25 protein-coding genes are annotated in these 23,974 nt (G+C 63.0%); 18 read left to right on the plus strand and 7 right to left on the minus strand.

What is annotated here, in order from left to right; translation table 11 throughout:
• The first annotated feature begins 5 nt into the window (after positions 1 to 5).
• The 8 genes from LNV09_RS05305 to LNV09_RS05340 are packed head-to-tail and all read left to right on the plus strand — an operon-like array spanning position 6 to position 7,011.
• Positions 6 to 1,355: an NAD(P)/FAD-dependent oxidoreductase gene (locus LNV09_RS05305; protein ID WP_263556284.1), complete on the plus strand. Its 1,350-nt coding sequence runs from the start codon at positions 6 to 8 to the stop codon at positions 1,353 to 1,355.
• Positions 1,352 to 2,170 carry a DUF1365 domain-containing protein gene (locus LNV09_RS05310; protein WP_263556040.1) on the plus strand — a complete coding sequence of 273 codons (819 nt, stop codon included), beginning with the start codon at positions 1,352 to 1,354 and terminating at the stop codon, positions 2,168 to 2,170. The genes LNV09_RS05305 and LNV09_RS05310 overlap by 4 nt, the downstream gene beginning before the upstream one ends.
• Positions 2,171 to 2,186: 16 nt before the next feature.
• The gene (locus LNV09_RS05315; protein WP_263556041.1) at positions 2,187 to 3,407 is read left to right on the plus strand and encodes an SAM-dependent methyltransferase; all 1,221 of its coding nucleotides are present in this window, start codon (positions 2,187 to 2,189) and stop codon (positions 3,405 to 3,407) included.
• Positions 3,408 to 3,409: 2 nt separating this feature from the next.
• Positions 3,410 to 3,979 carry a chalcone isomerase family protein gene (locus LNV09_RS05320; protein WP_263556042.1) on the plus strand — a complete coding sequence of 190 codons (570 nt, stop codon included), beginning with the start codon at positions 3,410 to 3,412 and terminating at the stop codon, positions 3,977 to 3,979.
• Positions 3,972 to 5,234 carry an MFS transporter gene (locus LNV09_RS05325; RefSeq protein ID WP_263556043.1) on the plus strand — a complete coding sequence of 421 codons (1,263 nt, stop codon included), beginning with the start codon at positions 3,972 to 3,974 and terminating at the stop codon, positions 5,232 to 5,234. The genes LNV09_RS05320 and LNV09_RS05325 overlap by 8 nt, the downstream gene beginning before the upstream one ends.
• The gene (locus tag LNV09_RS05330; protein ID WP_263556044.1) at positions 5,231 to 5,776 is read left to right on the plus strand and encodes a DUF3833 domain-containing protein; all 546 of its coding nucleotides are present in this window, start codon (positions 5,231 to 5,233) and stop codon (positions 5,774 to 5,776) included. Before LNV09_RS05325 ends, LNV09_RS05330 begins: the two co-directional genes overlap by 4 nt.
• 6 nt (positions 5,777 to 5,782) lie before the next feature.
• The gene (locus LNV09_RS05335) at positions 5,783 to 6,568 is read left to right on the plus strand and encodes an SDR family NAD(P)-dependent oxidoreductase (RefSeq protein WP_263556045.1); all 786 of its coding nucleotides are present in this window, start codon (positions 5,783 to 5,785) and stop codon (positions 6,566 to 6,568) included.
• Positions 6,565 to 7,011 carry a nuclear transport factor 2 family protein gene (locus LNV09_RS05340; protein WP_263556046.1) on the plus strand — a complete coding sequence of 149 codons (447 nt, stop codon included), beginning with the start codon at positions 6,565 to 6,567 and terminating at the stop codon, positions 7,009 to 7,011. The genes LNV09_RS05335 and LNV09_RS05340 overlap by 4 nt, the downstream gene beginning before the upstream one ends.
• Positions 7,012 to 7,029: 18 nt before the next feature.
• On the opposite strand, the gene corA is transcribed toward LNV09_RS05340, so the two are convergent.
• Complete coding sequence (gene corA / locus LNV09_RS05345) at positions 7,030 to 8,004, minus strand: magnesium/cobalt transporter CorA (protein ID WP_263556047.1); 975 nt, start codon at positions 8,002 to 8,004, stop codon at positions 7,030 to 7,032.
• Between the two features lie 475 nt (positions 8,005 to 8,479).
• On the opposite strand from corA, the gene hpf reads away from it, so the two are divergent.
• From hpf to hprK, 3 genes are all read left to right on the plus strand, one after another.
• Positions 8,480 to 8,833 (plus strand): ribosome hibernation-promoting factor, HPF/YfiA family, encoded by a 354-nt coding sequence (gene hpf / locus LNV09_RS05350; RefSeq protein ID WP_263556048.1) that lies wholly within the window; start codon positions 8,480 to 8,482, stop codon positions 8,831 to 8,833.
• A gap of 264 nt (positions 8,834 to 9,097) precedes the next feature.
• Complete coding sequence (locus LNV09_RS05355; protein WP_263556049.1) at positions 9,098 to 9,568, plus strand: PTS sugar transporter subunit IIA; 471 nt, start codon at positions 9,098 to 9,100, stop codon at positions 9,566 to 9,568.
• A 28-nt stretch (positions 9,569 to 9,596) separates the two neighbouring features.
• On the plus strand, positions 9,597 to 10,559 hold the full coding sequence (gene hprK, locus LNV09_RS05360) for an HPr(Ser) kinase/phosphatase (protein ID WP_263556050.1): 963 nt from the start codon (positions 9,597 to 9,599) through the stop codon (positions 10,557 to 10,559).
• A 99-nt stretch (positions 10,560 to 10,658) separates the two neighbouring features.
• Here hprK and fur read toward each other — a convergent pair whose 3' ends face one another.
• On the minus strand, positions 10,659 to 11,087 hold the full coding sequence (gene fur / locus LNV09_RS05365; RefSeq protein WP_263556051.1) for a ferric iron uptake transcriptional regulator: 429 nt from the start codon (positions 11,085 to 11,087) through the stop codon (positions 10,659 to 10,661).
• 107 nt (positions 11,088 to 11,194) lie between these two features.
• On the opposite strand from fur, the gene LNV09_RS05370 reads away from it, so the two are divergent.
• Genes LNV09_RS05370 through holA form a run of 7 tightly spaced genes read left to right on the plus strand, consistent with a single transcriptional unit; the run spans position 11,195 to position 17,963 of the window.
• A complete protein-coding gene (locus LNV09_RS05370) occupies positions 11,195 to 11,758 on the plus strand; it encodes an outer membrane protein assembly factor BamE (RefSeq protein WP_263556052.1) in 564 nt (187 codons plus the stop codon).
• The gene (dapB, locus tag LNV09_RS05375; protein WP_263556053.1) at positions 11,755 to 12,561 is read left to right on the plus strand and encodes a 4-hydroxy-tetrahydrodipicolinate reductase; all 807 of its coding nucleotides are present in this window, start codon (positions 11,755 to 11,757) and stop codon (positions 12,559 to 12,561) included. Before LNV09_RS05370 ends, dapB begins: the two co-directional genes overlap by 4 nt.
• Entirely contained in the window at positions 12,558 to 13,214 is a 657-nt protein-coding gene (locus LNV09_RS05380; RefSeq protein WP_263556054.1) for a MotA/TolQ/ExbB proton channel family protein, read from the plus strand. Before dapB ends, LNV09_RS05380 begins: the two co-directional genes overlap by 4 nt.
• A 5-nt stretch (positions 13,215 to 13,219) precedes the next feature.
• Positions 13,220 to 13,651, plus strand: a complete 432-nt coding sequence (locus LNV09_RS05385; RefSeq protein WP_263556055.1) for an ExbD/TolR family protein — start codon at positions 13,220 to 13,222, stop codon at positions 13,649 to 13,651.
• 41 nt (positions 13,652 to 13,692) lie between these two features.
• Positions 13,693 to 16,383, plus strand: coding sequence for a leucine--tRNA ligase (leuS, locus tag LNV09_RS05390; protein ID WP_263556056.1), 2,691 nt, complete (start codon positions 13,693 to 13,695; stop codon positions 16,381 to 16,383).
• An 8-nt stretch (positions 16,384 to 16,391) separates the two neighbouring features.
• Positions 16,392 to 16,880, plus strand: a complete 489-nt coding sequence (locus tag LNV09_RS05395) for an LPS-assembly lipoprotein LptE (protein WP_263556057.1) — start codon at positions 16,392 to 16,394, stop codon at positions 16,878 to 16,880.
• A 12-nt stretch (positions 16,881 to 16,892) separates the two neighbouring features.
• The gene (gene holA / locus LNV09_RS05400; RefSeq protein ID WP_263556058.1) at positions 16,893 to 17,963 is read left to right on the plus strand and encodes a DNA polymerase III subunit delta; all 1,071 of its coding nucleotides are present in this window, start codon (positions 16,893 to 16,895) and stop codon (positions 17,961 to 17,963) included.
• An 11-nt stretch (positions 17,964 to 17,974) separates the two neighbouring features.
• Here the strand turns inward: holA and LNV09_RS05405 are convergent, their stop codons facing one another.
• From LNV09_RS05405 to thiL, 5 genes are all read right to left on the minus strand, one after another.
• Positions 17,975 to 20,788 carry a sensor histidine kinase gene (locus tag LNV09_RS05405; RefSeq protein WP_263556059.1) on the minus strand — a complete coding sequence of 938 codons (2,814 nt, stop codon included), beginning with the start codon at positions 20,786 to 20,788 and terminating at the stop codon, positions 17,975 to 17,977.
• A gap of 185 nt (positions 20,789 to 20,973) precedes the next feature.
• Positions 20,974 to 21,915 carry a 2-hydroxyacid dehydrogenase gene (locus LNV09_RS05410; protein WP_263556060.1) on the minus strand — a complete coding sequence of 314 codons (942 nt, stop codon included), beginning with the start codon at positions 21,913 to 21,915 and terminating at the stop codon, positions 20,974 to 20,976.
• Complete coding sequence (locus LNV09_RS05415) at positions 21,912 to 22,412, minus strand: CinA family protein (protein ID WP_263556061.1); 501 nt, start codon at positions 22,410 to 22,412, stop codon at positions 21,912 to 21,914. Before LNV09_RS05415 ends, LNV09_RS05410 begins: the two co-directional genes overlap by 4 nt.
• A gap of 5 nt (positions 22,413 to 22,417) precedes the next feature.
• Positions 22,418 to 22,963: a phosphatidylglycerophosphatase A family protein gene (locus LNV09_RS05420; protein ID WP_263556062.1), complete on the minus strand. Its 546-nt coding sequence runs from the start codon at positions 22,961 to 22,963 to the stop codon at positions 22,418 to 22,420.
• On the minus strand, positions 22,960 to 23,919 hold the full coding sequence (thiL, locus tag LNV09_RS05425) for a thiamine-phosphate kinase (protein WP_263556063.1): 960 nt from the start codon (positions 23,917 to 23,919) through the stop codon (positions 22,960 to 22,962). Before thiL ends, LNV09_RS05420 begins: the two co-directional genes overlap by 4 nt.
• Positions 23,920 to 23,974 lie beyond the last annotated feature (55 nt).

A 23,974-nucleotide genomic window follows, 5' to 3' on the forward strand; every position in this document is an offset into this window, starting at 1 on the left:
GCCAGCTGTGCACGCAACCAGCCAAGGCGCCTGAAGGCAGCCCCAAACGTCGCGTCGCCGTGATCGGCTCCGGCATTGCCGGCTTGTCAGCGGCCTGGGCGCTGAGTACGCAAGCCACCGTCAGCTTGTTTGAAGCCAATGACTATTTCGGTGGTCACACGCACACCGTCGACATCGAACTGGAAGGCCAGCGCCACGGCGTTGACACCGGCTTCCTGGTCTTCAACGAACGCACTTATCCCCTGCTGATCGAGCTGTTCAAGCAATTGGGCGTTGACGTCGCCGCCAGCGAGATGTCGTTCTCGGTACAAGTGCCGGATCAGCAGTTGGAGTGGAGCGGCAGCAATCTGAACGGCGTGTTTGCTCAGCGCGCCAACCTGCTGCGGCCGGCCTTTTGGGGCATGTTGACCGACCTGCTGCGCTTTAACCGCCTGTGCACCGAGTTGGCCGAGCAAGGTCGTGAAGCCGCCCTGGCCCAACCCATCGGCGACTTCCTGCAACAGCATGGCTTCGGTCAAGCCTTCAGGAATTGGTATTTGCTGCCCATGGTCGCTTGCATCTGGTCTTGCCCGACCCAGCAAATGCTGGAGTTTCCGATCTCGACCTTGATACGCTTTTGCCACAACCACGGCCTGCTGCAGGTCGCTAACCGGCCGCAGTGGTACACCGTGCGAGGCGGTGCCAAGCACTATGTGGAAAAGCTGCTGAGCCGGATCACCGATGCCCGCCTGTCCTGCCCGGTGCAGCAGGTGCGGCGGCTGGCGCAAGGTGGGGTGGAGATCCACAGCGCTCGCGGCGTCGAAGTCTTCGACGAGGTGGTGATGGCCGGCCACAGCGACCAGTCGCTGCGAATGCTTGCCGAGCCAAGCAAGGCAGAGCAGCAAGTGCTGGGCGCCATTCCCTACCACCGCAACCGCGCGGTCCTGCATACCGACGCGCAGCTGATGCCGAGCCGGCCGCGCGCCTGGGCGGCTTGGAATTATGAGCATGGCGGCCAACAAAGCGGCAGCGAGCAGCGCGCCGTGTGCCTGCATTACTGGCTGAACCGCCTGCAGCCGCTGCCTTGGAAGCAGGCGGTGATGGTGTCGCTCAACCCCGTGCGCGAGCCGGCGCCGGCGCAGGTCCTGGCCGAATTTGATTACGCCCACCCGGTCTTTGATCGCCCGGCCGTTGCCGCGCAAGCGCGGCTCCCCTTGATTCAGGGCGAGGGCCATGTCTGGTATTGCGGCGCCTGGACACGCTACGGCTTTCACGAAGACGGTCTGCTCTCCGGCCTGAGCGTGGCCAAGCAATTGCTGGAGCGCTGGACTCAGCAGGCGCCCCAGCAGCCCGCCAGCCCGGCGAGCGCCGCATGAAACCCGCCGCAGGCCAGCCCAGCGGCAGCGCCGCCTGGCCCGAGCAAGCGCTGATTGGGCGCGGCCAGGTGCGCCATCGGCGTTTGCAGCCGGCCCAGCATGGTTTCAGCTACCGCAGCTATTTTTTGATGCTGCCGCTGCGTGCGCTGCGGCGCTCGCCCTGCCCGGCGCTGCACCGCAATGCCCGCTTCGCGGCACTGCGCTGGTTGAGTTTTGCCGATGCCGACCACGGCGACGGCAGCCCCGACTGCCTGGCCTGGCTGGATGCCCTGCTGCAGCGCGAAGGCGTACATGACGCCGACGGCGAGGTTTGGCTGCACTGCTACCCGCGTGTACTCGGCCACACTTTCAAGCCGGTCAGCTTTTGGTATTGCCAGCGCGCCAACGGCGAGTTGGCGGCCATCGTCGTCGAGGTCAACAACACTTTCGGCGAGCGTCACTGCTATTTGCTGCAAGGCCCTGAGTTGGCCCTCGGGCGCGAGATGCAAGCGAGCAAGGTGTTCCATGTCTCGCCGTTTTGCCGGGTTGCCGGTCGTTATCGCTTTCGCTTCATGCACAGCAGCGGCCCCGGCGGGCTGCGCACCATTGCCCGCGTGGACCATGAAGACGACAACGGTGAGCTGCTCTTGCAGACCAGCGTCAGCGGCCAGCTGCAGCCCTTGAGCGAAGCCAGCGCTCGCGCGGCATTCTTCGCCGTGCCGGCGCTGAGCTTGCTGGTGCTGGCACGCATCCATTGGCAGGCCTTGCGGCTATGGATCAAGCGCGTGCCTTTCTTCTCGAAACCTCTCCCTCCCGAATCCCTGTTGACTCGCTGACGAGCCCATACCCCGTATGAACTCCACCACCCTCAAACACCGCCTCGCCCTGCCCGACGATGCACCCGCGGCCGCCCGCACCGTGTTCGGCCTGCTCACGCATCTGCGCCACGGCAGCCTGGATGTGCAAATGCCGGACGGCGCGACCGCCCACTTTGGTGACGCCCATGGCCCGCGCGCGGCTTTTCGCATTCTCGACTGGGCCGTTTGCTCGGCCAGCCTGCGCTCGGGCGATATCGGCTTCGCCGAAAGCTATGTGGCCGGCCACTGGAACACGCCCGATCTGCGCGCCTTGCTGGAGCTGTTCATCCGCAACCGGGCCAGCCTGGACCAGGCGATCTTCGGTTCCTGGTGGGGTGCGGCCCTGCACCGCGTTCGGCACCTGTTCAAGCGCAATAGCCGCGCCGGCAGCCGCAAGAACATCCATGCCCATTACGACATCGGCAATGATTTCTACAAGCTCTGGCTGGACCCGAGCATGAACTACTCCAGCGCCTGGTTCGAGGCCGGTGCCCAGCAATCCTTGAGCGAAGCGCAAACGGCCAAGATGCAGCGCGCCCTGCGCGAATGCGGCGTCCAAGCGGGCGACCGGGTGCTGGAAATCGGCTGTGGTTGGGGTGCGGTGGCCGAGACCGCCACGCGCGACTTTGGCGCGGCGCTGACCGGCGTCACCTTGTCCAGCGAACAACTGGCCTGGGCCCAGCGTCGCATGGCGGATGCGGGGCTGAGCGCCAAAGCCGACCTGCGCTTGCAGGACTACCGCGACATCGCCGACCCGGCCTTCGATGCAGTGATCTCGATCGAGATGTTCGAAGCCGTCGGTCAGGAATACTGGGATGGCTATTTCAAGACCGTGCACGCCAAGCTCAAATCTGGCGGGCGCGCCTGCATCCAGACCATCACCATTCGCGATGACTTGTTTGATCGCTACAGCCGCTCAAGCGACTTCATCCAGCAATACATCTTCCCCGGCGGTATGTTGCCCAGCCCAAGCAAGTTCCGCGCTCATGCAGCTAAAGCCGGCCTGCGGGTCGTCAATGAACTCGCTTTTGGGCAAGACTACGCGCGCACCTTGCAGCTTTGGCGCGACGCCTTTTTGCGCCATGAGGGCGCCGTGCGCGAGCAGGGTTTTGACACTCGCTTCCTGCGCCTGTGGGAGTTTTACCTAGCCTATTGCGAAGCCGCTTTCGCGGCCGGCAATACCGATGTGATGCAGTTCACTTTGGCGAGGGACTAGCCATGCAACGCCGCCGCGCATGCCAACTCGGGGTCGCCGCCCTAACGCCAATTTTACTGACACCCCAGCTCAGTTTGGCGGGCCCCGGCGAAGCGGCGTCGGCGGCGCCTCCGGAGCTGACGAACTTGCGCCAGCTGGCGCAAGCGCAGATGCGCTTCTTCGGCCTGCTGATTTACGACATCCGGCTGTGGGCCAAGGACGCGGTCGACGCGCAAAACTGGCCGCAGCAGGTTTTGGCACTGGAGCTGGAATACGCCCGCAGCCTGAGCGGCACCGAGATCGCCAAACGTTCGCTGACCGAGATGCGCCGCCAATCCGAGATCGGCAGCGAACAAGCCCAGCGCTGGTTGGCCGAGATGGAGGCTGCATTCCCCGACGTCAAAGCGGGCGACCGCATCAGCGGCCTCAACGAACCCGGCGCTGGTATCAATTTCTTCGTCAACGGCCGCCTGCAACGCAGCATCAAAGACCCCGTCTTCAGCCGCCTGTTCATGGGCATCTGGCTAGCCCCGCAAACGTCCGAGCCCAAGCTGCGCAAGCAGTTATTGGGTAGCGCAGCCGGTGGTGCTTGAACCGACGCTGAGCCCCGCAGCCGGCGCGCGCTATGGCGCACTCGGCTTCGCGCTGGCCTTTGTGGCCTTGCCGCTCTATATCACCCTGCCCGCCCATTACGCCCAAGAATTCGGCATGCCGCTGGCCCTGCTGGGCGCGCTGCTGCTGGGCGCGCGCTTGGCCGACGCCTTGATCGACCCCTGGATCGGGCGCTTGTGTGACCGCTGGCTGATTCAGCACGCGAGCCGCGTCCTACCCTTGATGGCGGCCGCCGCAACACTCTTGCTGCTGGGCTTTGTGGGCCTGTTCTTCCCGCCCTGGCGCGGGCAGACCGCCTTGCTGCTCTGGTGCGGCGCTTTTCTGATGCTCACCTATCTTGGCTATAGCTTGCTGAGCGTGATGCACCAAGCCTGGGGCGCGCGCCTGGGCGGCTCGGCCGGCAAGCAGACAAGGGTGGTCGCCTGGCGCGAGGGCTTTGCGCTCGCGGGCGTGATCAGCGCCAGCTTGCTGCCGGGTTTGCTCGGCCTACCGGTCACGGCTGCAGCCTTGGGCGCGGCCCTGCTGCTGGGCCTGTTGTTGCTGCGCCTGGCCCCACGTGCGCCGGCTTTACGGCTTGAAGCCAGTGTTGCAGCCGTTCCAGTCTGGGAGTCGGCGGCATTCAGGCGTCTGCTGGCGGTGTTTTTGCTCAACGGCATTGCGGCCGCGATACCGGCCAGCCTCTTGCTGTTTTTCGTCCGAGACCGCTTGCAAGCGCCGCAATGGGAAGGCGCCTTTCTGGGCCTGTACTTCATTGCGGCGGCGCTGTCTTTGCCGCTGTGGCTGCGCATGGTGGCCCGCATAGGCCAAGCGCGCAGCTGGGGCTTGGCCATGCTATTGGCCGTGGCGGCTTTTGCCTGGGCGGCCACCTTGGGTGCCGATGACAGCTTAGCCTTCGCCTTGATCTGCGTGGCCAGCGGCTTTGCTGTCGGCGCCGACCTGGCCATTCCTGGCGCCATGCTGGCCCGCGTGGTGCACGCGGCGGGCTATGGCGGGCGGGCCGAGGGCGCTTTCTTTGGCTGGTGGAATGCGGCCACCAAGCTCAACCTGGCCTTGGCTGCCGGCTTGAGCCTGCCGCTGCTGCAGGTGCTGGACTACGCGCCCGGCCGGCGCGACGCCGATGCCTTGCGCGCACTCACGCTCGCCTATTGCCTATTGCCCTGTGTATTGAAGCTGCTGGCCGCCGGCCTGCTGTACCTGTTCTGGATACGCCCCAAAGGCGCCGAGGAGTTGATGTGAAGCTGCTGTTCAAATTTTTCTGGGCTCTCAAATTCGCCGCTTTGGCGCTCTTGTTGAGCGCCTGCGCCGCTCCGCCCAACCCGGCCGACTACGCGCAGGAAACGCCCAAGCTGGAACTGCGCAATTATTTGAACGGTCCCTTACTGGCCCACGGTATCTTCACCGACCGCAGCGGCCATGTGAAGCGGCGCTTCACCGTCAAGCTCAAGGGAACCTGGGAAGGCGATACCGGCGTGCTGGAAGAAGACTTCGAATACAGCGACGGCGCCAAGGAGCGGCGCGTCTGGACCATCAAGGACCTGGGCGAAGGGCGCTACAGCGGCACGGCCGGCGATGTGGTCGGCACGGCCACCGGCGTGGCCGCCGGCAACGCCCTGCGCTGGAGCTACACGCTCAAATTGCCGGTGGACGGCAAGGTCTACGAGGTCGATTTTGACGATTGGATGTACCTGATCGACGACAAGGTGATGCTCAACAAGGCGCGCATGAGCAAGTTCGGCTTCGAGCTGGGCCAAGTGACCTTGTCCTTCCAGAAGCTCTGAGTCACCATGTCTTTGAACCCCAAAATCAGCCACTGGCAGGGCCGCATTGTCTGGCTGGTCGGCGCCTCCAGCGGTATCGGCCAGGCCTTGGCGCACAGCCTGCATCAGGCCGGTGCGCGCGTGATCGTGTCGGCCCGCCAGGCGGAACTGCTCCAGCAATTTGTGGTCGAGCATCCCGGGAGCTTGGCTCTGCCACTCGATGTTTTGGACCCTGAGGCCTTGAAGCAGGCCGCTAAATCGGTGGTGCGCAGCTATGGCCGTATCGACCTGACGGTCTACTGCGCCGGCTACTACCAAGCGATGAGCGCGCAACGCTTCTCGCTCGCCGAGGCGCGCCGGCATATCGACGTCAACTATATTGGCGCCTTGAATCTGCTCGACAGCTTGCTCCCACAGCTGCTGCTGCAAGCCCATCAAGGCTGCGGCGGCCACATCAGCTTGATCTCGAGCGTGGCAGGTTTCCGCGGCCTGCCCAAATCGCTGGCCTACGGTCCGTCAAAAGCGGCACTGAGTCACTTGGCCGAGGCCCTCTATCTTGATTTATCCGGCGAAGGCATCGGCGTGTCTGTCATACACCCCGGCTTTGTCGAGACGCCGCTGACCGCGCAGAACGACTTCAAGATGCCCGCCTTGATCACTGCCGAGGCAGCGGCGGCGGCCATCATCAAGGGCTGGGGCCAAGGCAAATTCGAAATTCATTTTCCTAAACGATTCACGCTTTGGCTCAAGGCCCTGCGCCTGCTGGGCCATGGGGCTTACTTTGCCGTGATCAGAAAATTCATTCAGCCATGAGCCCTCACGCCGAAGACCACCCCGACCCACGCGCCGCCGCCGCGATCCGCTTTTTTGAGCAGCTCAGCGCGGACGATGTGCAGTGGATGGGCCGGCATTACACCGAACAGGCTTTCTTCAAAGACCCGTTCAACGAAGTCCGCGACTTGATCGGTGTGCAGCGCATCTTTGCCCATATGTTTGAAACCTTGGACGCGCCGCGTTTCGAGGTGCTCGACTGCCTGGTTCAAAACCAGCAATGCTTTCTGACCTGGGACTTCAGCTTCAGGCTCCAGGGCCAAACGCAGCAGCGCCATATTCACGGCAGCAGCCATCTGCGCTTTGCCGCCGACGGCCGCATCGCCTACCACCGCGACTATTGGGACGCGGCCGAAGAGTTCTACGAGAAGCTGCCGCTGCTGGGCGGTTTGCTGCGCTTGATCAAACGCCGGCTAAAGGTCTGATCAGCGGCGCCGGCCGAATCAGCGCAGCCAACCCTTGCGGCGGAAGTAAATGAAGGGGGCCGCGACCGAGGCCGCCATCAGACCCAGCGCAAAGGGATAGCCCCAGGCGTAGTCCAGCTCGGGCATGAACTTGAAATTCATACCGTAGATGCTGGCAATCAGCGTTGGCGGCAGCAGCGCGACGCTGGCCACCGAGAAGATCTTGATGATCTTGTTCTGGTTGATATTGATGAAACCGACGGTCGCGTCCATCAAGAAGTTGATCTTGTCGAACAAAAAGGCGGTGTGCGAGTCGAGCGAATCGATGTCGCGCAGAATCTGCCGAGATTCCTCGAACTGCTCGGCATTGAGCATGCGGCTGCGCATCATGAAGCTCAAGGCGCGCCGTGTATCCATCACGTTACGGCGGATGCGCCCGTTCAAATCTTCCTCGCGCGCAATCGCCGACAGCACCTCGCCGGCCTCGGCGTCATTGACGTCCTTCTTCAACACGCGGGCGCTGACGGTTTCCAGCTTATCGTAGATGCCTTCCAGGATGTCGGCCGAATATTCGGCGTCGGCGTCATACAGCTTCAGCAAAACATCCTTGGCGTCTTCGATCAAGGCGGGGATACGCCTTGCGCGCAGACGCAAGAGGCGGAACACCGGCAGGTCTTCGTTGTGAATCGAAAACAGCACATTGTTGTGAAGGATGAAGGCGACCCGCACATTGCGGGTGTTGGCATCGTCGTCGATCAAGAAGTCGGAGCGGATGTGCAACTCGCCGTTGTCTTCTTCGTAAAACCGCGCCGACTCTTCCAAATCTTCGTCGACGATGTCCTCGGGGATAACCAAGCCGAAGCGGTCCTTGATCCAGCCTTTTTCCTCGGCGCTGGGCAACTCCAGATCCACCCATACTGGGCGCGACTGAGCGAGATCCTCGGCGGATTCAATTTCTTCTTGGAAAAGCCCGCCCTTCAGGCGGCCGTTGTCGAGCGTGAAAACATTCAGCATGCAGATCTCCAGCGCCATTGCGCCGCATTGAGTCTGGACGGGCTCGCCGTCCGGGAGTGGATGGGGGGTGGGACCGTCTCACTCCGGACAATCGGCTGATTGCTTCAATCAGGGCCGACAGGCGATAGTGTGGACGGTCACCTAGGGTGATCGCTGTCCAAGAAAAGGCTCCGTAGCTGTAATAGAGCAATTATCACCGAGCATCAGCAGCCCAACGATCCAAAAGCGCTTGAAATCAAGCATTTGACTGCCAGAAATTGACCCCAACACAAACCCGCAGCGCTGTCGCCAAGTAAGTAGCTCGGACTATGCCCCTTCCAAATGCCGTAAAGGACTTGTCACGAAAGCTCTTCCGGTGCAAACTGAATTCACCGATCCACTCCCAAAGCCGAACTCAGCGACCCAGCAATAAATCAACTCGTTCTTTGCACTTTGTTTTTTGTCTTCTCGATTTCCCCTTGTGAAAGGAGGCTTTATGAACCTGACAATCAGTGGCCACCATTTGGAAGTAACACCGTCTCTGCGTGAGTATGTGCTCACCAAGCTTGACCGAGTGACCCGCCATTTTGACCAAGTCGTTGACATCAATGTCTTGCTCACCGTGGAGAAGCAAAAGGAAAAGGAACGCCGGCAGAAGGCCGAAGTCACCGTGCATGTGAAGGGACGCGACATCTTCGTTGAACATGCCGCCGAAGATCTTTATGCCGCCATTGATCAATTGATGGACAAGTTGGACCGGCAAGTCTGCCGCCACAAGGACAGGCTGCAAGATCACCATCATGCATCCGCCAAGCGCCTGGAAACACCCAGCCAGAGCCTGGATTCTTGATTTGATGAACAACCGCCGGGCAGTTTGTCCGGCGCCCCAGCAAGGCGATCTCCGGATCGCCTTTTTGCTGTTCGAAAGCATTGCAAGCTGTAAGCTTTCGCTATTTACATGATTTTGTTGCTATGCAACAGCGACATGTGCGATTGTTCACCCTGACATGCGTATGAACCCCCCGTGGTTCAGCCAGCTTTCTATAATTCAGCGCTTAGATATTGAATGAGCGACTCGCCCAAGGCTTGCAGCCCGAATCGGCGCTTTGACACCATGAACCGTCTCGCCGCCATCCTCCCGTCCAGCAATGTGCTGGTGAATGTGGACGCCTCAAGCAAGAAACGTGTTTTCGAGCAGGCCGGGCTATTGTTCGAGAATCACCACGCGATCTCGCGTGCCCTGGTTGCCGACAACCTGTTTGCCCGCGAACGCCTGGGCTCGACCGGCCTCGGTCACGGTGTCGCTATTCCCCATGGCCGTATCAAAGGCCTGAAAAATCCACTCGCGGCGGTCTTGCGCATACAACAGGCGATTGGCTTTGACGCACCCGACGATGAGCCCGTCGGCCTGTTGATTTTCCTGTTGGTGCCCGAGGCCGCAACCCAGCGGCACCTGGAGATACTGTCGGAAATCGCCGAAATGCTGTCGGATCGTGACCTGCGCGAGCGCCTCAAATCCGAGACCGACGCAGCCACCCTGCATGGCCTGATTGCGGCCTGGCAGCCACTTAAGTCGGTCGCCTGACCAAACCAAGACCGAGAACCCACGTTCAGTGAAACCCACCTCCATCAGCGCCGACCGCCTTTTTGAAGAACATCGGGAGGCGCTGAGATGGGAATGGATTGCCGGCCACGCGCACCCCGAGCGCCGCTTTGATGAGGCGGCCGTACGCGACGCGCACTCTGCCGCAGATCTGGTCGGTTACCTCAACTACATCCACCCCTACCGCGTGCAAATCGTCGGGCGCCGCGAGGTGGCCTATTTGAGCGAAGCCACCGGAGAGGTGCTGGACCGGCGCATTTCCCGCATCGTCACGCTGGAGCCGCCCGTCATCATCGTGGCCGATGATCAGTCGCCCCCGGATCGCTTGGTGGCGATGTGCGACCGCGCCGAGATTCCGATGTTCGTGACGGCCGAGCCGGCCGGTCATGTGATCGACGTGGTGCGCGCCTATCTGGCTCACCTGTTTGCCAACCGCACGACCCGTCACGGCGTCTTCATGGACATTTTGGGCCTGGGCGTGCTGCTGACCGGCGAGTCGGGCTTGGGCAAAAGTGAATTGGGCTTGGAACTCATTTCGCGCGGCCACGGTCTGGTGGCCGACGACGCGGTGGACCTGTTCCGCATCTCGCAAACTGCCATCGAAGGTCGCTGCCCGGAGTTGTTATTGAATCTGCTCGAAGTGCGCGGCATCGGCCTGCTCGACATCAAGGCCATCTTTGGTGAGACTGCGGTGCGCCGCAAAATGCGCCTGAAGTTGATCGTGCACCTGGTACGCAAGGAAACCATGGAGCGCGACTTCGAGCGCCTGCCCTATGAGCCACTGTACGAAGAGGTGATGAACACGCCGGTGCGCAAGGTCATCATCGCCGTGGACGCGGGGCGGAACTTGGCGGTGTTGGTCGAGGCAGCCGTGCGCAACACCGTGCTGCAATTGCGCGGGATCGACACCTACCGCGAGTTCGTTGAGCGCCACCAGCGCGCGATTGAAAAAGGTCAACTCGACGAGAGTTGAGCTTTTCGCGGTACTCCGCAAAAAGGCCAGAGAGCTAAACCTTTCGCGGTGACCCGCAAAATGAACAGCACAAGCTGGATTAAGCGGGATCTGCCCGACCTAGCTATTGCGGTGCGGGCAATCCGTCTTGATACAGCTGGCGTAGAGCGCTAGTGAATGTTCTTGCAAATCGAAGCCACGTGAGCGTGCGATCGCATGTTGCCGCTCCTCGATCTCCGCATCGAAGAACTCCTCCACCCGCCCGCAAGTCAGACAAACCAAATGGTCATGGTGGTTGCCCTGATTGAGCTCGAAGACCGATTTGCCGGACTCAAAATGATTGCGTGACAGCAAACCGGCTTGTTCAAACTGCGTCAGCACACGGTAAACCGTGGCCAAGCCGATGTCGGCATCTTCGGTCAGCAAGGCCTTGTAGACATCTTCGGCCGTCATATGGCGCTGCGTCGTCTTCTGGAATATCTCCAAAATCTTGATGCGAGGCAATGTCGCCTTCAGCCCGCTGTTCTTGATTTCTTCGGTCCGGTTCATGGCTTGATGGGGTGGGCGTCGCCCACCGTGGGCCTGCCGCTAGAATGGCCCGATCATAGCCAGCTCTGGCGACCCTTCAGCAGCCCAAGCCCCCACAGAATTACCTCATGCACCCGAATTCTAGAAATGACTCGCCAATTCGCCTGGGTCTGCTTGCGCTGACCGCTGCCTTGACCACCTTGCTGAGTGCTTGCTCGGGCTTTCCATCCGTGTCCGGTGATAAGGTCTTCGGCCTTGTGCGCCCTTACCGAATGGACATTGTGCAAGGCAATGTGCTGACCAAAGAGCAGGTTGCCAAGGTCAAACCCGGCATGAGCCGGGCCCAGGTGCGCGATTTGTTGGGCACATCCTTGCTGACCGATGTTTTCCATGAGGACCGCTGGGACTATGTATTCACGATTCGCCGCCAAGGCATTGAGCCGCAGCAGCGACTCGTGGTCGCTTGGTTTGACGGTGACTTGTTGAAGCAACTCGACCTGCCACCGGACTTGCCGTCCGAAAACGAATTCGTTTCGGCCATCAATACCCGCGAGTTGCGCGGCGATGCGCCCAAGCTGGCGCTGACCGAGGAAGAGCGCAAGGCCCTGCCCGTGCCAGCCAAGCCACCCACCCCTGCTGCGGAGACCATCGGCGTGCAGCGCAGCTTCCCACCATTGGAAGCGCAGAAATGAGTTTGCGCATCGCCATCGCGGGATGTTCCGGCCGTATGGGCCGGATGCTGATCGAAGCCGTAGTTGGCAGCCCTGACTGCCAACTGCACGGCGCCCTGGATAGGCCGGGCAGCCCGACGCTGGGCCAAGACGCCAGCGGTTTCCTGGGCCACGCCAGCGGCGTGCTGGTGACCGACGATCTGCATGCGGCCTTGCGCGGCGCCGATGTCTTGATCGACTTCACCCGGCCCGAAGGCACGCTGGCCCATTTGGCGGTCTGCCGTGCCCTGGGCGTCAAGGCCGTCATTGGCACCACCGGATTCGATGCCCAGCAAAAGGCCGTGATCGGCGAACATGCTGGACACATTGGCATCATGATGGCGCCCAATATGAGCATCGGCGTCAACGTCGTGCTGCGCCTGCTGGATCTGGCGGCGCGCTCGCTCAACGAAGGCTACGACATCGAAATCATCGAGGCCCATCACCGCCACAAGGTCGATGCGCCGAGCGGCACGGCGCTGCAAATGGGGGAGGTGGTCGCCAGCGCTCTGGGTCGCGACCTGAAGACCTGTGCCGTCTATGGCCGCGAAGGTGTGACCGGTGAGCGTGACCCATCCACGATTGGCTTTGCCACCGTGCGCGGCGGCGATATCGTCGGCGACCATACGGTGCTGTTTGCCGGCACCGGCGAGCGCATCGAGATCAGCCACAAATCCAGCAGCCGCGTCACCTATGCACAAGGCAGCTTGCGCGCGGCGCGCTTCTTGGCCAGTCACCCGGCCGGCCTCTACGATATGAACGACGTTTTGGGACTGGGCGCATGAGCGGCTTCGCCGAGTTCTGGGGCCAGAGCGACGGCGTCGGGCGCGCGGTGGCATTGCTGCTGCTGACGATGTCGGTCAGCGCCTGGGTCGTGATCTTCTGGAAATGCTGGACGCTGCGCCGCACCCGCAACAGTGTGACGCAGGCCGTGCCGGCTTTTTGGGCGGCGGCCGACCTCGACGGCGGCCGCGCTGCCTTGGAAGCCTTTGATTCCGAAGCCGTCTTGCTGCCTTTGCTGGACGCGGCCACCGCTGCCGCGCAAAGCGGCACGCTCGAAGGTGCCGGCAAGCGCGAGTCGCGCCTGACCCGCCGTCTGCGCGACGCCCTGCACCGGGTGCTGGGGCGCTTGCAGTTCGGCCAAGTACTGCTGGCCTCGATCGGCAGCGTGTCGCCCTTTGTGGGCCTGTTCGGCACCGTCTGGGGCATCTACCACGCGTTGGTCAGCATCTCGGCCGGCGGCAACATCACGATCGAGAAGATTTCCGGCCCGGTTGGCGAGGCCTTGATCATGACGGCGGCTGGTTTGGCGGTGGCGATTCCGGCCGTCTTGGCCTACAACATCTTCGGCAAACAGGTCGGCGACTGCGAGGCCGAGTTGGAAGGCTTTGCGCATGATCTGCGCGAGATGTTGGAACAAGACCGCATCGCGGACTAGCAATCATGGCATTCGGCAGGCTAGAGCGCACCGAGCGACCCAAACCGATGGGCGAGATCAATATGACGCCGCTGATCGACGTCATGTTGGTGCTGCTGGTGATCTTCATGATCGCCGCACCCTTGATGAGCTCCTCGCTGCGACTGGACTTACCCAAGAGCGAAGCGGCGACGCCGTCCGATGCACCCAAATTCATTGCCGTCTCTTTGGCGCCGGATGGCGGGCTCTACCTGGGCGAGGAAAAGCTCTCGGCCGAGCGCTTCCAGCAGCGCATAACTGAATTGGGCCGAGCCAATGCCGAACTTGAAGTGCAGCTGCGCGCCGACGAGCTGGTGCCTTACGGCCAGGTGGCCGAGTTGATCGGCTGGGTGCAAGCCGCCGGCTTGAGCCGCATCGCCTTCGTCACCGAAGCGCCGCCACAAGCACCGCCACAGTAGGCCGAAGCCGGCCCCGCCAAGCCTGCCCCTACAATTTGCGTATGAACGAAAAGTACGCACCTAACGAGATCGAAGCCGCCGCGCGGCAATATTGGAATTCCCGTGACGCTTACCGCGTGACCGAGGACCAAAGCAAGCCCAAGTTCTACGCCTGCTCGATGCTACCCTACCCCAGCGGCAAGCTGCATATGGGCCATGTGCGCAACTACACGATCAACGACATGCTGGCGCGCCAACTCCGCATGAAGGGCTACAACGTGCTGATGCCGATGGGCTGGGATGCCTTCGGCCTGCCGGCCGAGAACGCCGCGATCAAGAACGCGGTGCCGCCGGCCAAATGGACCTACGACAACATCGCCTACATGAAGTCGCAGATGCAATCGATGGGCCTGGCCATCGACTGGTCGCGCGAAATCGCCACTTGCTCTCCCGAATACTACAAATGGAACCAATGGCTGTTCCTGAAGATGCTGGCCGCCGGCATCGCCGAGCGCCGCACCCAAGTCGTGAACTGGGACCCAATCGATCAGACCGTGCTCGCCAATGAGCAGGTGATCGACGGCAAGGGCTGGCGCTCCGGCGCCACGGTCGAAAAGCGCGAGATCCCCGGCTACTACCTGAACATCGTCAACTACGCCGAAGAATTGCTCGGCGCCGTGGCAGACCCGACGCACACGAGCTATCTGAGCGGCTGGCCCGAGCGCGTGCGCCTGATGCAGGAAAACTGGATCGGCAAGAGCGAAGGCGTGCGCTTCGCCTTCCCGCACCAGATCAAGGGCGCCGACGGCGCGCTGATCCAGGACGGCCGCCTGTATGTCTTCACGACCCGTGCCGACACCATCATGGGCGTGACCTTCTGCGCCGTGGCGCCCGAGCATCCGCTGGCCACGCATGCGGCCGCCGGTAATGCCGACCTTCGCGCCTTCATCGCTGAGTGCAAGAGCGGCGGCACGACCGAAGCCGAACTCGCCACACAAGAGAAGAAGGGCAAGCCCACCGGCCTGTTCGTCACGCACCCGCTGACCGGCGCACAGGTCGAGGTCTGGATCGGCAACTATGTGTTGATCGGCTATGGCGACGGCGCCGTGATGGGCGTGCCGGCGCATGATGAGCGTGACTTCGCCTTTGCCCAAAATTATGGGATTGAGATCAAGCAAGTCGTCGCTGCGGACTTTGCCCTCAAGGACGACGCAGAGGATGCTGCATTCCACACGTTTGACGCAACCAAGCCGTGGAAAGATTGGTATGGGACCAAAGACGGTGTCTGCATCAATTCCGATGGATTGGATGGCCTGAGTTACAAGGCGGCGGCCAACAAAGTTGCCGAGCTGCTCGGCGCCAAGGGCCTGGGCGAGCTTAAAACCACCTGGCGCCTGCGCGACTGGGGCATCAGCCGCCAGCGCTACTGGGGCACGCCGATTCCCATCATCCATTGCGCCGACTGTGGCGCGGTGCCAGTGCCCGAGAAGGATCTGCCGGTGGTCTTGCCGGAGGAATGCATCCCCGACGGCAGCGGCAACCCGCTCAAGAAGCACGCCGGTTTCCTCAACGTCGCTTGCCCGCAATGCGGCAAGCCGGCGCAGCGCGAGACCGACACGATGGACACCTTCGTCGATTCGTCCTGGTATTTCATGCGTTATTGCGACGCGCAGAACAAAGACGCGATGGTTGGCGCCGGCACTGATTACTGGATGGGCGGCGCCGGCAATGGCAGCCCCGGCATGGACCAGTACATCGGCGGCATTGAGCACGCGATTTTGCACTTGCTCTACGCGCGCTTCTGGACCAAGGTGATGCGCGATCTGGGCCTGGTCAAGATCGACGAGCCCTTCACCAAGCTGCTGACGCAAGGCATGGTGCTCAAGGGTGCCTTCTCGCGCAAGCCGGCCGACGCGGGCAAGAACTATTACTGGGAAGACGAGGTCGAAGTCGAACTCAACGCGCATGGCCAGATCATCGGCGGCAAGCTCAAGGCGGACGGTCTGCCGCTCGAGTACGAACTGACGACCATGTCCAAGTCCAAGAACAACGGCGTCGACCCGCAGGCCTTGATCGACCAATACGGCGCCGACACCGCCCGCCTGTTCGTGATGTTCGCCGCCCCGCCCGAGCAGACGCTGGAGTGGAACGATGCCGGCGTCGAAGGCGCGCACCGCTTCCTCAAGCGGGTCTGGGCTTTTGCCGTCAAGCAAGAAGCGGCAATCAAGACCGGCGGCCGCGACTTTGCCGCTTTGAATGGCGACGGCAAGGCGCTGCGCCGCGAGGTTCATCTGGTGCTCAAGCAGGTCAGCTATGACTATGAGCGCATGCAGTACAACACCGTGGTGTCGGGCGCGATGAAGTTGCTCAACGCCTTGGAAGGCTTCAAGTCGCAAGGCCAGGACGCCGCCGTGCGCGAGGGCTTCTCGGTGCTCTTGCGCCTGCTCTACCCGGCCTGCCCGCATATCGCGCATACGCTCTGGCAAGACCTCGGATTTGCCGATAGCCTGGGCGATCTGCTCGACACCGCCTGGCCATCGGTTGATGAAGCAGCGCTGGTGCAAGACGAGATCGAGCTGATGCTGCAGGTCAACGGCAAGCTGCGCGGCGCGATCCGCGTGGCGGCCGGCGCCGACAAGGCGGCGATCGAAGCGGCGGCGCTGGCGAATGAGGACTTCATCAAGTTCTCCGAGGGCAAGCCGGCCAAGAAGGTCATCGTCGTACCGGGCCGTTTGGTCAATCTGGTCGTCTGAAGCAGCTCATGCAGCGTCGACGTCTTCTGATGGCTTTGGGCATTAGCCTGACGGGCTGCGGCTTTGCGCCGCGGCGTGAGCCCGAGCTGCTGTTTCACAGTCTGGCGATCAGCGGCATCAAGCCCGATTCGCCGATGGCGGCCGAGCTGCGCCGCCAGCTCTCGCGCACCTCGGTGGTGGTGGTGGAAGACGCTAACAAGGCGCAGCTGGTGCTGGTGGTGCTGAAGGATGTGCGCGAACGCTCGGCGGTGGTGTCCACGACCGCTGGCCAAGTGCGTGAGTGGCAGTTGCGCCTGAACTTCGACTTCATGCTGCGCACCCCCAATGAAGAGTTGCTGCTGCCGCGCACCGAGCTGCGCATGGTGCGCGAAATGAACTTCCGCGAAACCGACGCGCTCGGCAAAGAGCAGGAAGAAGCCCAGCTCTACCGCGCCATGCAGTCCGACGCGGTTGCGCAGGTGATGCGGCGCTTGGGCGCCGTGCGCCTGCCTAGCTGAGGCCCCATCAAGATGCAACTCCGCGCCGAAGCCCTCGCCCCCCAACTCGCAAAAGGGCTGCGCCCGATCTACACCGTCTACGGCGACGAGCCGCTCTTGATTCAAGAAGCGGCCGATGCGATCCGCGCGGCAGCGCGCGCCCAGGGCTACAGCGAACGCAAGGTCTTCACCGTCGCCGGCGCGCATTTCGACTGGGCGCAGGTGCTCGGCGCGGCGCAGGCGCAGAGCCTGTTTGCCGACCGGCAGCTGATCGAAATCCGCATCCCGTCCGGCAAGCCCGGCAAAGACGGCTCCGAGGCGCTGCAGCGTTACTGTGCGCGCCTGCCCGAGGATGTGGTGACCCTGGTCAGCCTGCCCAAACTCGACAAGACGCAGACCAGCAGCGCCTGGTTCAGCGCGCTGGACGGCGCCGGCGTGACGCTGCGCGTCGACCCGGTCGAGCGGCGCGCGCTGCCGCAGTGGATCGCCCAGCGTCTGGTGGCGCAAGGTCAGCGCGTCGCGGACGGCGAGATGGGTCAGCGCACGCTGGCCTTTTTTGCCGACAGGGTCGAAGGCAATTTGCTCGCCGCGCATCAAGAACTGCAAAAACTCGCGCTCTTGCACCCCAAGGGCGAGCTGAGTTTTGAGCAGATCGAATCGGCCGTTTTGAACGTGGCCCGCTACGACGTCTTCAAGCTCAGCGAGGCGGTCTTGGGCGGCCAGCTCGCGCGCGTTTTGCGCATGCTGGAAGGCCTGGAGGCCGAGGGCGAGGCCGCCGTGCTGGTGCACTGGAGCCTCGCCGAAGACATCCGCGCGCTCAAGCGCGTGCGCGATGCGGTTGACGCCGGCAAACCGCTGCCGATGGCGATGCGCGAGTCACGCGTCTGGGGCCCAAAAGAGCGCTTGTTCGAGCGCATCGTGCCGGGCTTGCAATCCGCCGATTTAACCCGTTTGGTGGCTGCCGCACAGATCTGCGACGGCCTCGTCAAAGGCTTGCGCCACCCGGACTGGCCGCAAGATGCCTGGATGGGCCTGCGCCGGCTGGCGCTGATGCTGGTGGAGACGACGGCCGCGCGGGGCCCTCGGCTGGCCTTACAGAGCTAAGGCCAGCATCGTCAAGGCGCTGTGCACGGCAGCGCCAGCGTAAAGCAGCTGCCTGCACCGACTTGGCTGCTCACGCGCAAATTGCCGCCCAGCACATGGCTGGTCAAGTTGTGGCCGATGCTCAGTCCCAGGCCGGAACCACCTTGACCAAATTTGGTCGTGAAAAAGGGATCGAACACACGCTCCAGCACGGCCGGGCTCATTCCCACGCCATTGTCCCGCACCCACAGTTCGATCTGCCCTTCTCCCGCCAAGCCGGCCCCAAGCTCGATCTGCCCGCCAGCGCGACCCTCAAAGGCATGCAGCAAGGCATTGCTGATCAAGATGATCAAGACCTGACTCAATGCGCCGGGGTAACTCTCCAGCTGTAGCCCCGTCGGCAGCTGAACCTGCCATTTCACGCCGGCGCGACTCAGTTGCAATGCCAGGGTCTGCACGCATTGCTCGCACAGTTCAGCCAAGTCGAAGCGGCGCCGCTGCTCCGAGCTGCGATCCACCGCCACCTGTTTGAAGCTGCGCACCAGCGAAGCTGCGCTTTCCATGCTCCGGTTGATGACCTCCAGGCCGTCAACGGTGCGGCTGGCGTATTGCAGCCATTCCGAGCGTTTGATGGCTTGCCGCTCGACCTGACGCGAGAAGTCCTGCGTCGCATCCAGCAAGGTACTGGCAACCAGCAGGCTATTGCCGATCGGCGTGTTCAGCTCATGCGCCACGCCGGCCACCATAGAGCCCAAGGCAGCGAGTTTCTCCTGCGCCATCAACTGCTTTTGCAATTCGCTCAAGCGCTGATAGGCGGCGGCGTTGTCCAAGGCGATCGCGATATAGGAGCAGAGCGTACGAAAAATGATTTGCTGCCGCTCACCAAAGGCACCGACGCGCGGCGACTGTATGGTCATCACGCCAATCACCCGCTCGCCCACTTGCAGCGGCGCGAAAATGACGCTTTGCTGGGCCGAGGTTCCCGGCACCTGCTCCCCCAGACCGGCATTGCTGGCATCGCCGAAGAGAAACTCTTTGCGCTCGCGCACGCAGCGCACGGTCAGCGAACGCTGCGAGCTCATCGCGATCGGGGGGTCCATGAAAGCGTGGCCGTCCTCCACGCCAAAGGCGCAGATGAGCTGCTGAGCCTTGGCATCAAGCAAATAGACGGCCATGCAGGGCGCGTCCAGCAGCGCGTGAATATGGCGCTCCATGACCTCGAAGATTCGCTCGGCCACCAATTCATTGGTGATTTCCTGGCCTATTTGACCGAGATGGAGCAGCACTTCGTGCGAGTCGCGCAGCAATTGAAAACGCGCCGCCTCGGACTCGGCCAGGCGGCGCAGATGCTCGCTCTCGGCGCGTGCGCGCTCGATTTGATGGTGCGCCTGCAAGGCGCTGGAGCGGCGCGCCGCCTCCTCATTGAAGCTGCGCTGGCGCCCCTCGCTGGCGCGCAGCGAATGGAGATAGGCCCGCTCAAAGTCACCCGCCCGCGCATAGGCCTTGGCGGCAGCCTCCAGCAGCTTGGGTGGCGCCACAAAGCCCTCTATGGACGCGGCTCTCTGAAGGGCCAGCTCGTACCAAACCAAGGCATGATGTTGCGGCTGCAGTTGCTGTTGCGACTCCGCGATCGACGCATCTTCATCGCGTTGAATGTCGGCCAGCACCCACAGCAAATCAAGTTCTGCACTCGGCTCATGCTGCGCGCGCGCCAACTGCAAGCCCAGTTCGGCCTGCTCGCGCGCAAGCGCAAACTGCGCCTGCATCAGCGCCGCCCGGGCCAAGCCCAAACGGGCGTTGATCTGCAGGTCAAGCGAACGCACGGCGATGCCCGCTTGCATCAAGCCCGTGAACGCGGCCTGCGCTGCGGCCGCTTGGCCCGAATCAAGTTCGGTATGCCCCAAGTAGCCCAAGGCCAGCGCATGGGTGCGGCTGCCGGCCTGAGCTTCGGTCAAGTCCAAGCATTCCAGCAGGAGGTCGCGGGCGTCGCTCAATTGCTCCAAATGCCGCAGGGCTTCGCCGGTATGCGCCAAGCACAGGCTGATCATGCTCGGCCAGCGGGCGGTGCGCGACAAATCGAGGCCCCGCTTGAGCCACTCCATGGCGGTCTGGAAGTCGCTCATGCGGGTGAAGCTATGGCCCAGATTGGTGGCCAAGGTGATGGCGCGCCGGATTTGCCCGGTTTGCATGGCCAACTCGAAGGCCTCCGACCACGCCTTGATGGACTGCAATAGCTGGCCATTCATGGCCGCCAGCAGGCCGCGGAAGTCGTTCAGCGCCGCCTCCGCCATCGGGGCTTGCACTTGGCCCTCGGCAGGCAAGCGAGTCAACCAATGGCGCTCCGCTTCGGCTTGATCGACAAACACATCGGCGCGCGCCAAGTTCGCCTGAAACATCAAACTGCGCTGAGCATCTCCGCCTAGCTCCGCGCAGGCGATGGCCGAGCTCAAGGCGGCTCGCAGCCCGGTCGAGTCACCCAAGTCAGCCGCCAGGTAATGAGCCAACCAATGCAGGTCGGCCAGGCCGAGCTCGTCCGCCAAAGCCTCGAACAAAACGCGTGCTTGGGCCAGTTGCGCCGCTGCCAGATCCATTTGTCCCAAGAGCAAATGCGCTTCTGCGCGCAGCAAGCTCAGTCGGGCGCGGGCGCGGGCAATCTCAGCGGCTGGCCATTCGGTGGAGTCCAGCAGCCCCTCGACATCAAGCGCATAGGCCAACGCACGGCGGGTATCACGCTGGCGCAGACTCCAGGCCAGCAGCAGGCGCTCTCGCGTGGTCTCGATGGCGCCGCCTGCCGTGAGCAGCGACTCCCACTGCGCAATGCTTGAATCCGCCGAACAGAATTCCATGCTGAGTGCCTTAACTTGGAAGTAGCGGAACGAAATGAAAGTGATGGATTTGTACCCGGGACTAGGCGTGAACCACTGGCATAGCCCTAGCTATGGCGAGGATTCACAACGACGTCATGGGGCAAAGACGCGCTTTCATGTTTCGATATTTCCGAGTTTAGGTACTTACCTCCTCGGCCGCCCGTTCAGTACCCCTGCTGTCGCTCGACCAAATGCTGCAGGCTTGCTCCAGCGCGCAAGGCTTGAATATTGCCTTTCACCACAGCAGCCGCGCTGCGCGGGTCGGTCTGCGCTGCGCAATGCGGCAACACGGTGACCTTAGCATGGCGCCAAAAAGCATGCCCGGTCGGCAGCGGTTCATGCTCGAACACATCCAGCACGGCACGCCGCAAACGACCTTGCTCAAGCGCCGCCAGCAGGTCGGCCTCCACCACATGGGCGCCGCGAGCCAGATTGACCAGGCTGGCGCCGGCCTTCATGGCAGCGAAGCGCGCGGCATCAAAGAACCGGCTCGTCTGCGGCGTCAAAGGCAGCAGATTGATGATCACATCGGCCTGCGCCAAGCCTTCAGCCAGCCCCATATCGCCATGCAGGGCCAGTACACCTTCGACCTGCGCCGGGCGCCGGCTCCAGCCGCTGACCGAGTAGCCCAGCGCCGCCAAAGACTGCGCCACACGGCCGCCCAACTCGCCCTGGCCCAGCACCAACACCCGCCATTCGCTCGCCCGCGGCTGCTGCGGGGCCAGCCACTCGCCCCGCAACTGCTGCGCCTGCAGGTCAAAAAAGCCACGTTGCAGGGACAGCACCGCCCACAAGGCCGTCTGCGTCATGGCCTCATTCATCGCCGGGTCGACCATGCGCGCTAACGGCACATTCACAGGCAAACTGCCGTCTTGCAGCAAGCGCTCGACCCCGGCCCAGAGCGACTGGATCAGGCGCAGATTCGGCAGGCCGGCCAGGCTGCCGGGCTCGGGGTTGGCGACGATCGCTGCCTCCACTTCGGCGGCCTCGGCGGCGCTGCTGGGCGGGGCCAACAGCCATTGCTCATTCGGCAAGGCTGCTTGCAGCAGCCTCAGCCAGCGATCGCGCTCAGCGGGCTGCCAACGCCCCAGCAAAAGCAGACTCATTCGTCCTTGTCTTCCACCGCCTCGCACAAGGCCATCAAGCCGGCCCGCAGGGTTGCCGTGCGCACCGCATGGCGGTCGCCGGGAAATAGTTCCCGCCAGACCTTGGGAGGCGAGCCGGCATGCACCAGCGCCAGCCAAACGGTGCCGATAGGCTTATCGGCGCTGCCCCCTGTCGGCCCGGCGATGCCGGTGACCGACAAAGCCCAATCAATCGGCGCATGCGCCAGCAAGCCTCGCGCCATGTGCAGCGCCACCTCGCCGCTGACCGAGCCGTGCAGACCGATCAAGGCGGCCGGCACACCGAGCAACTCGGTCTTGGACTCGTTGCTATAGGTCACCACGCCGCGCTCGAACCATTGGCTGGAGCCAGACAAGCTGGTACAGGCCGCGGCGATCAGGCCGCCGGTGCAGGACTCGGCCGTGCCCATTTTTTCGCGCCGCTGCGTCAGGGCGACGCCGATGCGGTCGATCAACTCTTGCTCTTCGGGAAATAGCATGCTCATCACCCCAGAATTGCGCGCCACAGCGCGATGACCATAAGCGTACATCCTGCCGCGACAAAATCATCGAACAAAATGCCCCACCCTTGCGCCCAGCCGACCGGCTGACCGCGCGCGCCTTTGAACAAGCGATCAGCCCAGCCGACCGGCCCCGGCTTGGCGGCATCGAAATAGCGAAACAGCGCGAACGCGATCAGCTGACCCCAGAAACCGACCGGCGACACAAGCCACAGAATCAGCCAGAACGCGACGATCTCGTCCCAGACGATGGCGCCGGGGTCAGGTGTTGCCAAATGGCGCGCCGTCATCGTGCAGGCCCACCAGCCGAGCACCGTGCTGGCCACAATCAGCGCCGCCCATTGGCCGTCATTCAGCCAAGGGTTGATCAGCACAAAGCTCAGCCAAGCCCAAAGCGTGCCGACCGTGCCCGGCGCCTTCGGGGACAGGCCGCTGCCGAAGCCCAGCGCGATCCAGCGCGCCGGATGGCCCAACATAAAGCGCGCGGTGGCGCGGCGCGGCGGGGTAGTCAGGGTTTCTACTTCACTCATGATTTGAAATGGTCAAAGCTGCTGAATTGGTGTGCCAAGGCCTGACCCTCGGCGTCGAACAGGCGCAAGCCCGCTGCGGCTTCGATGCGGCCGATCCGCGTCACCGGCGTAGCGCTTTGCTCGGCGGCCCGTTGCACGGCCGCGCGCTGCTCGGGCGCCGCCGTGAACACCAGCTCATAGTCATCGCCGCCGGCCAGGCCGCATTCACGCCGCAGGGCCAGCGGCTGGGCGGCCAGCACCGCGCTGCAAGGCAGCAGATCGACCTCCAAACTTGCGCCAACGGCGGAGCGCTGCAGGATATGGCCGAGGTCACCGATCAAGCCGTCCGAGACATCGACCGCACTGCTTGCGATGCCGCGCAAGGCCTGACCCAGCGCAACGCGCGGCTGAGGGCTTTCCATCGCCCGCCGCACCTGTTCGAATTGCTCGCCGGGCAGGCTGATGCTGCCGCGAAAAACTTCCAAGGCCAAGCGCGCGTCACCCAATTGACCGGACACATAAATATCGTCGCCGACCTTGGCGCCGCTGCGCAACAAAGCCATGCCGGCCGGCGCCTCGCCCATCACCGTGATGCTGATGTTCAGCGGACCCTGGGTGGTGTCGCCGCCGACCAGATGGATGCCGTGGGCATCGGCCAAGGCGAATAGGCCCTTGGAGAATCCCGCCAGCCAGCTCGCATCGGCACGCGGCAGCGCCAAAGCCAGCGTGAAGGCACGCGGCGTGGCACCGCAGGCGGCGAGGTCGCTGAGGTTGACGGCGAGGGCCTTGTGGCCGAGCCGCTCGGGCGCCACCGTCGACAGAAAATGCCGGCCCTCGACCAACATATCGGTGGACACCAGCCACTGCATGCCCACCGTCGGCGCCAACACCGCGCAGTCATCGCCTATCCCCAACACAACACCGTCCTGGCCTTGCGCGCGCACGAAAAACTGCTTGATCAGATCGAATTCACCCATGCGGGGATTCTCGCCGGTGTGCAGCACGAGCTTTGCAAGATGAAGTCGCAAATAC

It is taken from the genome of Paucibacter sp. B2R-40 (assembly GCF_025717555.1).
Taxonomy (GTDB): domain Bacteria; phylum Pseudomonadota; class Gammaproteobacteria; order Burkholderiales; family Burkholderiaceae_C; genus Paucibacter_A.

Excerpts from the sequence above, each read along its gene's own strand:
- LNV09_RS05355 (WP_263556049.1), top strand. The coding sequence starts at position 9,098 with ATGAACCGTCTCGCCGCCATCCTCCCGTCCAGCAATGTGCTGGTGAAT.
- LNV09_RS05405 (WP_263556059.1), bottom strand. The coding sequence starts at position 20,788 with ATGGAATTCTGTTCGGCGGATTCAAGCATTGCGCAGTGGGAGTCGCTG.
- LNV09_RS05385 (WP_263556055.1), top strand. The coding sequence starts at position 13,220 with ATGGCATTCGGCAGGCTAGAGCGCACCGAGCGACCCAAACCGATGGGC.
- fur (WP_263556051.1), bottom strand. The coding sequence starts at position 11,087 with ATGAACCGGACCGAAGAAATCAAGAACAGCGGGCTGAAGGCGACATTG.
- LNV09_RS05410 (WP_263556060.1), bottom strand. The coding sequence starts at position 21,915 with ATGAGTCTGCTTTTGCTGGGGCGTTGGCAGCCCGCTGAGCGCGATCGC.
- corA (WP_263556047.1), bottom strand. The coding sequence starts at position 8,004 with ATGCTGAATGTTTTCACGCTCGACAACGGCCGCCTGAAGGGCGGGCTT.
- hpf (WP_263556048.1), top strand. The coding sequence starts at position 8,480 with ATGAACCTGACAATCAGTGGCCACCATTTGGAAGTAACACCGTCTCTG.
- thiL (WP_263556063.1), bottom strand. The coding sequence starts at position 23,919 with ATGGGTGAATTCGATCTGATCAAGCAGTTTTTCGTGCGCGCGCAAGGC.
- LNV09_RS05320 (WP_263556042.1), top strand. The coding sequence starts at position 3,410 with ATGCAACGCCGCCGCGCATGCCAACTCGGGGTCGCCGCCCTAACGCCA.
- LNV09_RS05415 (WP_263556061.1), bottom strand. The coding sequence starts at position 22,412 with ATGCTATTTCCCGAAGAGCAAGAGTTGATCGACCGCATCGGCGTCGCC.
- leuS (WP_263556056.1), top strand. The coding sequence starts at position 13,693 with ATGAACGAAAAGTACGCACCTAACGAGATCGAAGCCGCCGCGCGGCAA.
- holA (WP_263556058.1), top strand. The coding sequence starts at position 16,893 with ATGCAACTCCGCGCCGAAGCCCTCGCCCCCCAACTCGCAAAAGGGCTG.
- LNV09_RS05335 (WP_263556045.1), top strand. The coding sequence starts at position 5,783 with ATGTCTTTGAACCCCAAAATCAGCCACTGGCAGGGCCGCATTGTCTGG.
- LNV09_RS05315 (WP_263556041.1), top strand. The coding sequence starts at position 2,187 with ATGAACTCCACCACCCTCAAACACCGCCTCGCCCTGCCCGACGATGCA.
- LNV09_RS05380 (WP_263556054.1), top strand. The coding sequence starts at position 12,558 with ATGAGCGGCTTCGCCGAGTTCTGGGGCCAGAGCGACGGCGTCGGGCGC.
- LNV09_RS05310 (WP_263556040.1), top strand. The coding sequence starts at position 1,352 with ATGAAACCCGCCGCAGGCCAGCCCAGCGGCAGCGCCGCCTGGCCCGAG.
- dapB (WP_263556053.1), top strand. The coding sequence starts at position 11,755 with ATGAGTTTGCGCATCGCCATCGCGGGATGTTCCGGCCGTATGGGCCGG.
- LNV09_RS05420 (WP_263556062.1), bottom strand. The coding sequence starts at position 22,963 with ATGAGTGAAGTAGAAACCCTGACTACCCCGCCGCGCCGCGCCACCGCG.
- LNV09_RS05340 (WP_263556046.1), top strand. The coding sequence starts at position 6,565 with ATGAGCCCTCACGCCGAAGACCACCCCGACCCACGCGCCGCCGCCGCG.
- LNV09_RS05395 (WP_263556057.1), top strand. The coding sequence starts at position 16,392 with ATGCAGCGTCGACGTCTTCTGATGGCTTTGGGCATTAGCCTGACGGGC.
- LNV09_RS05370 (WP_263556052.1), top strand. The coding sequence starts at position 11,195 with ATGCACCCGAATTCTAGAAATGACTCGCCAATTCGCCTGGGTCTGCTT.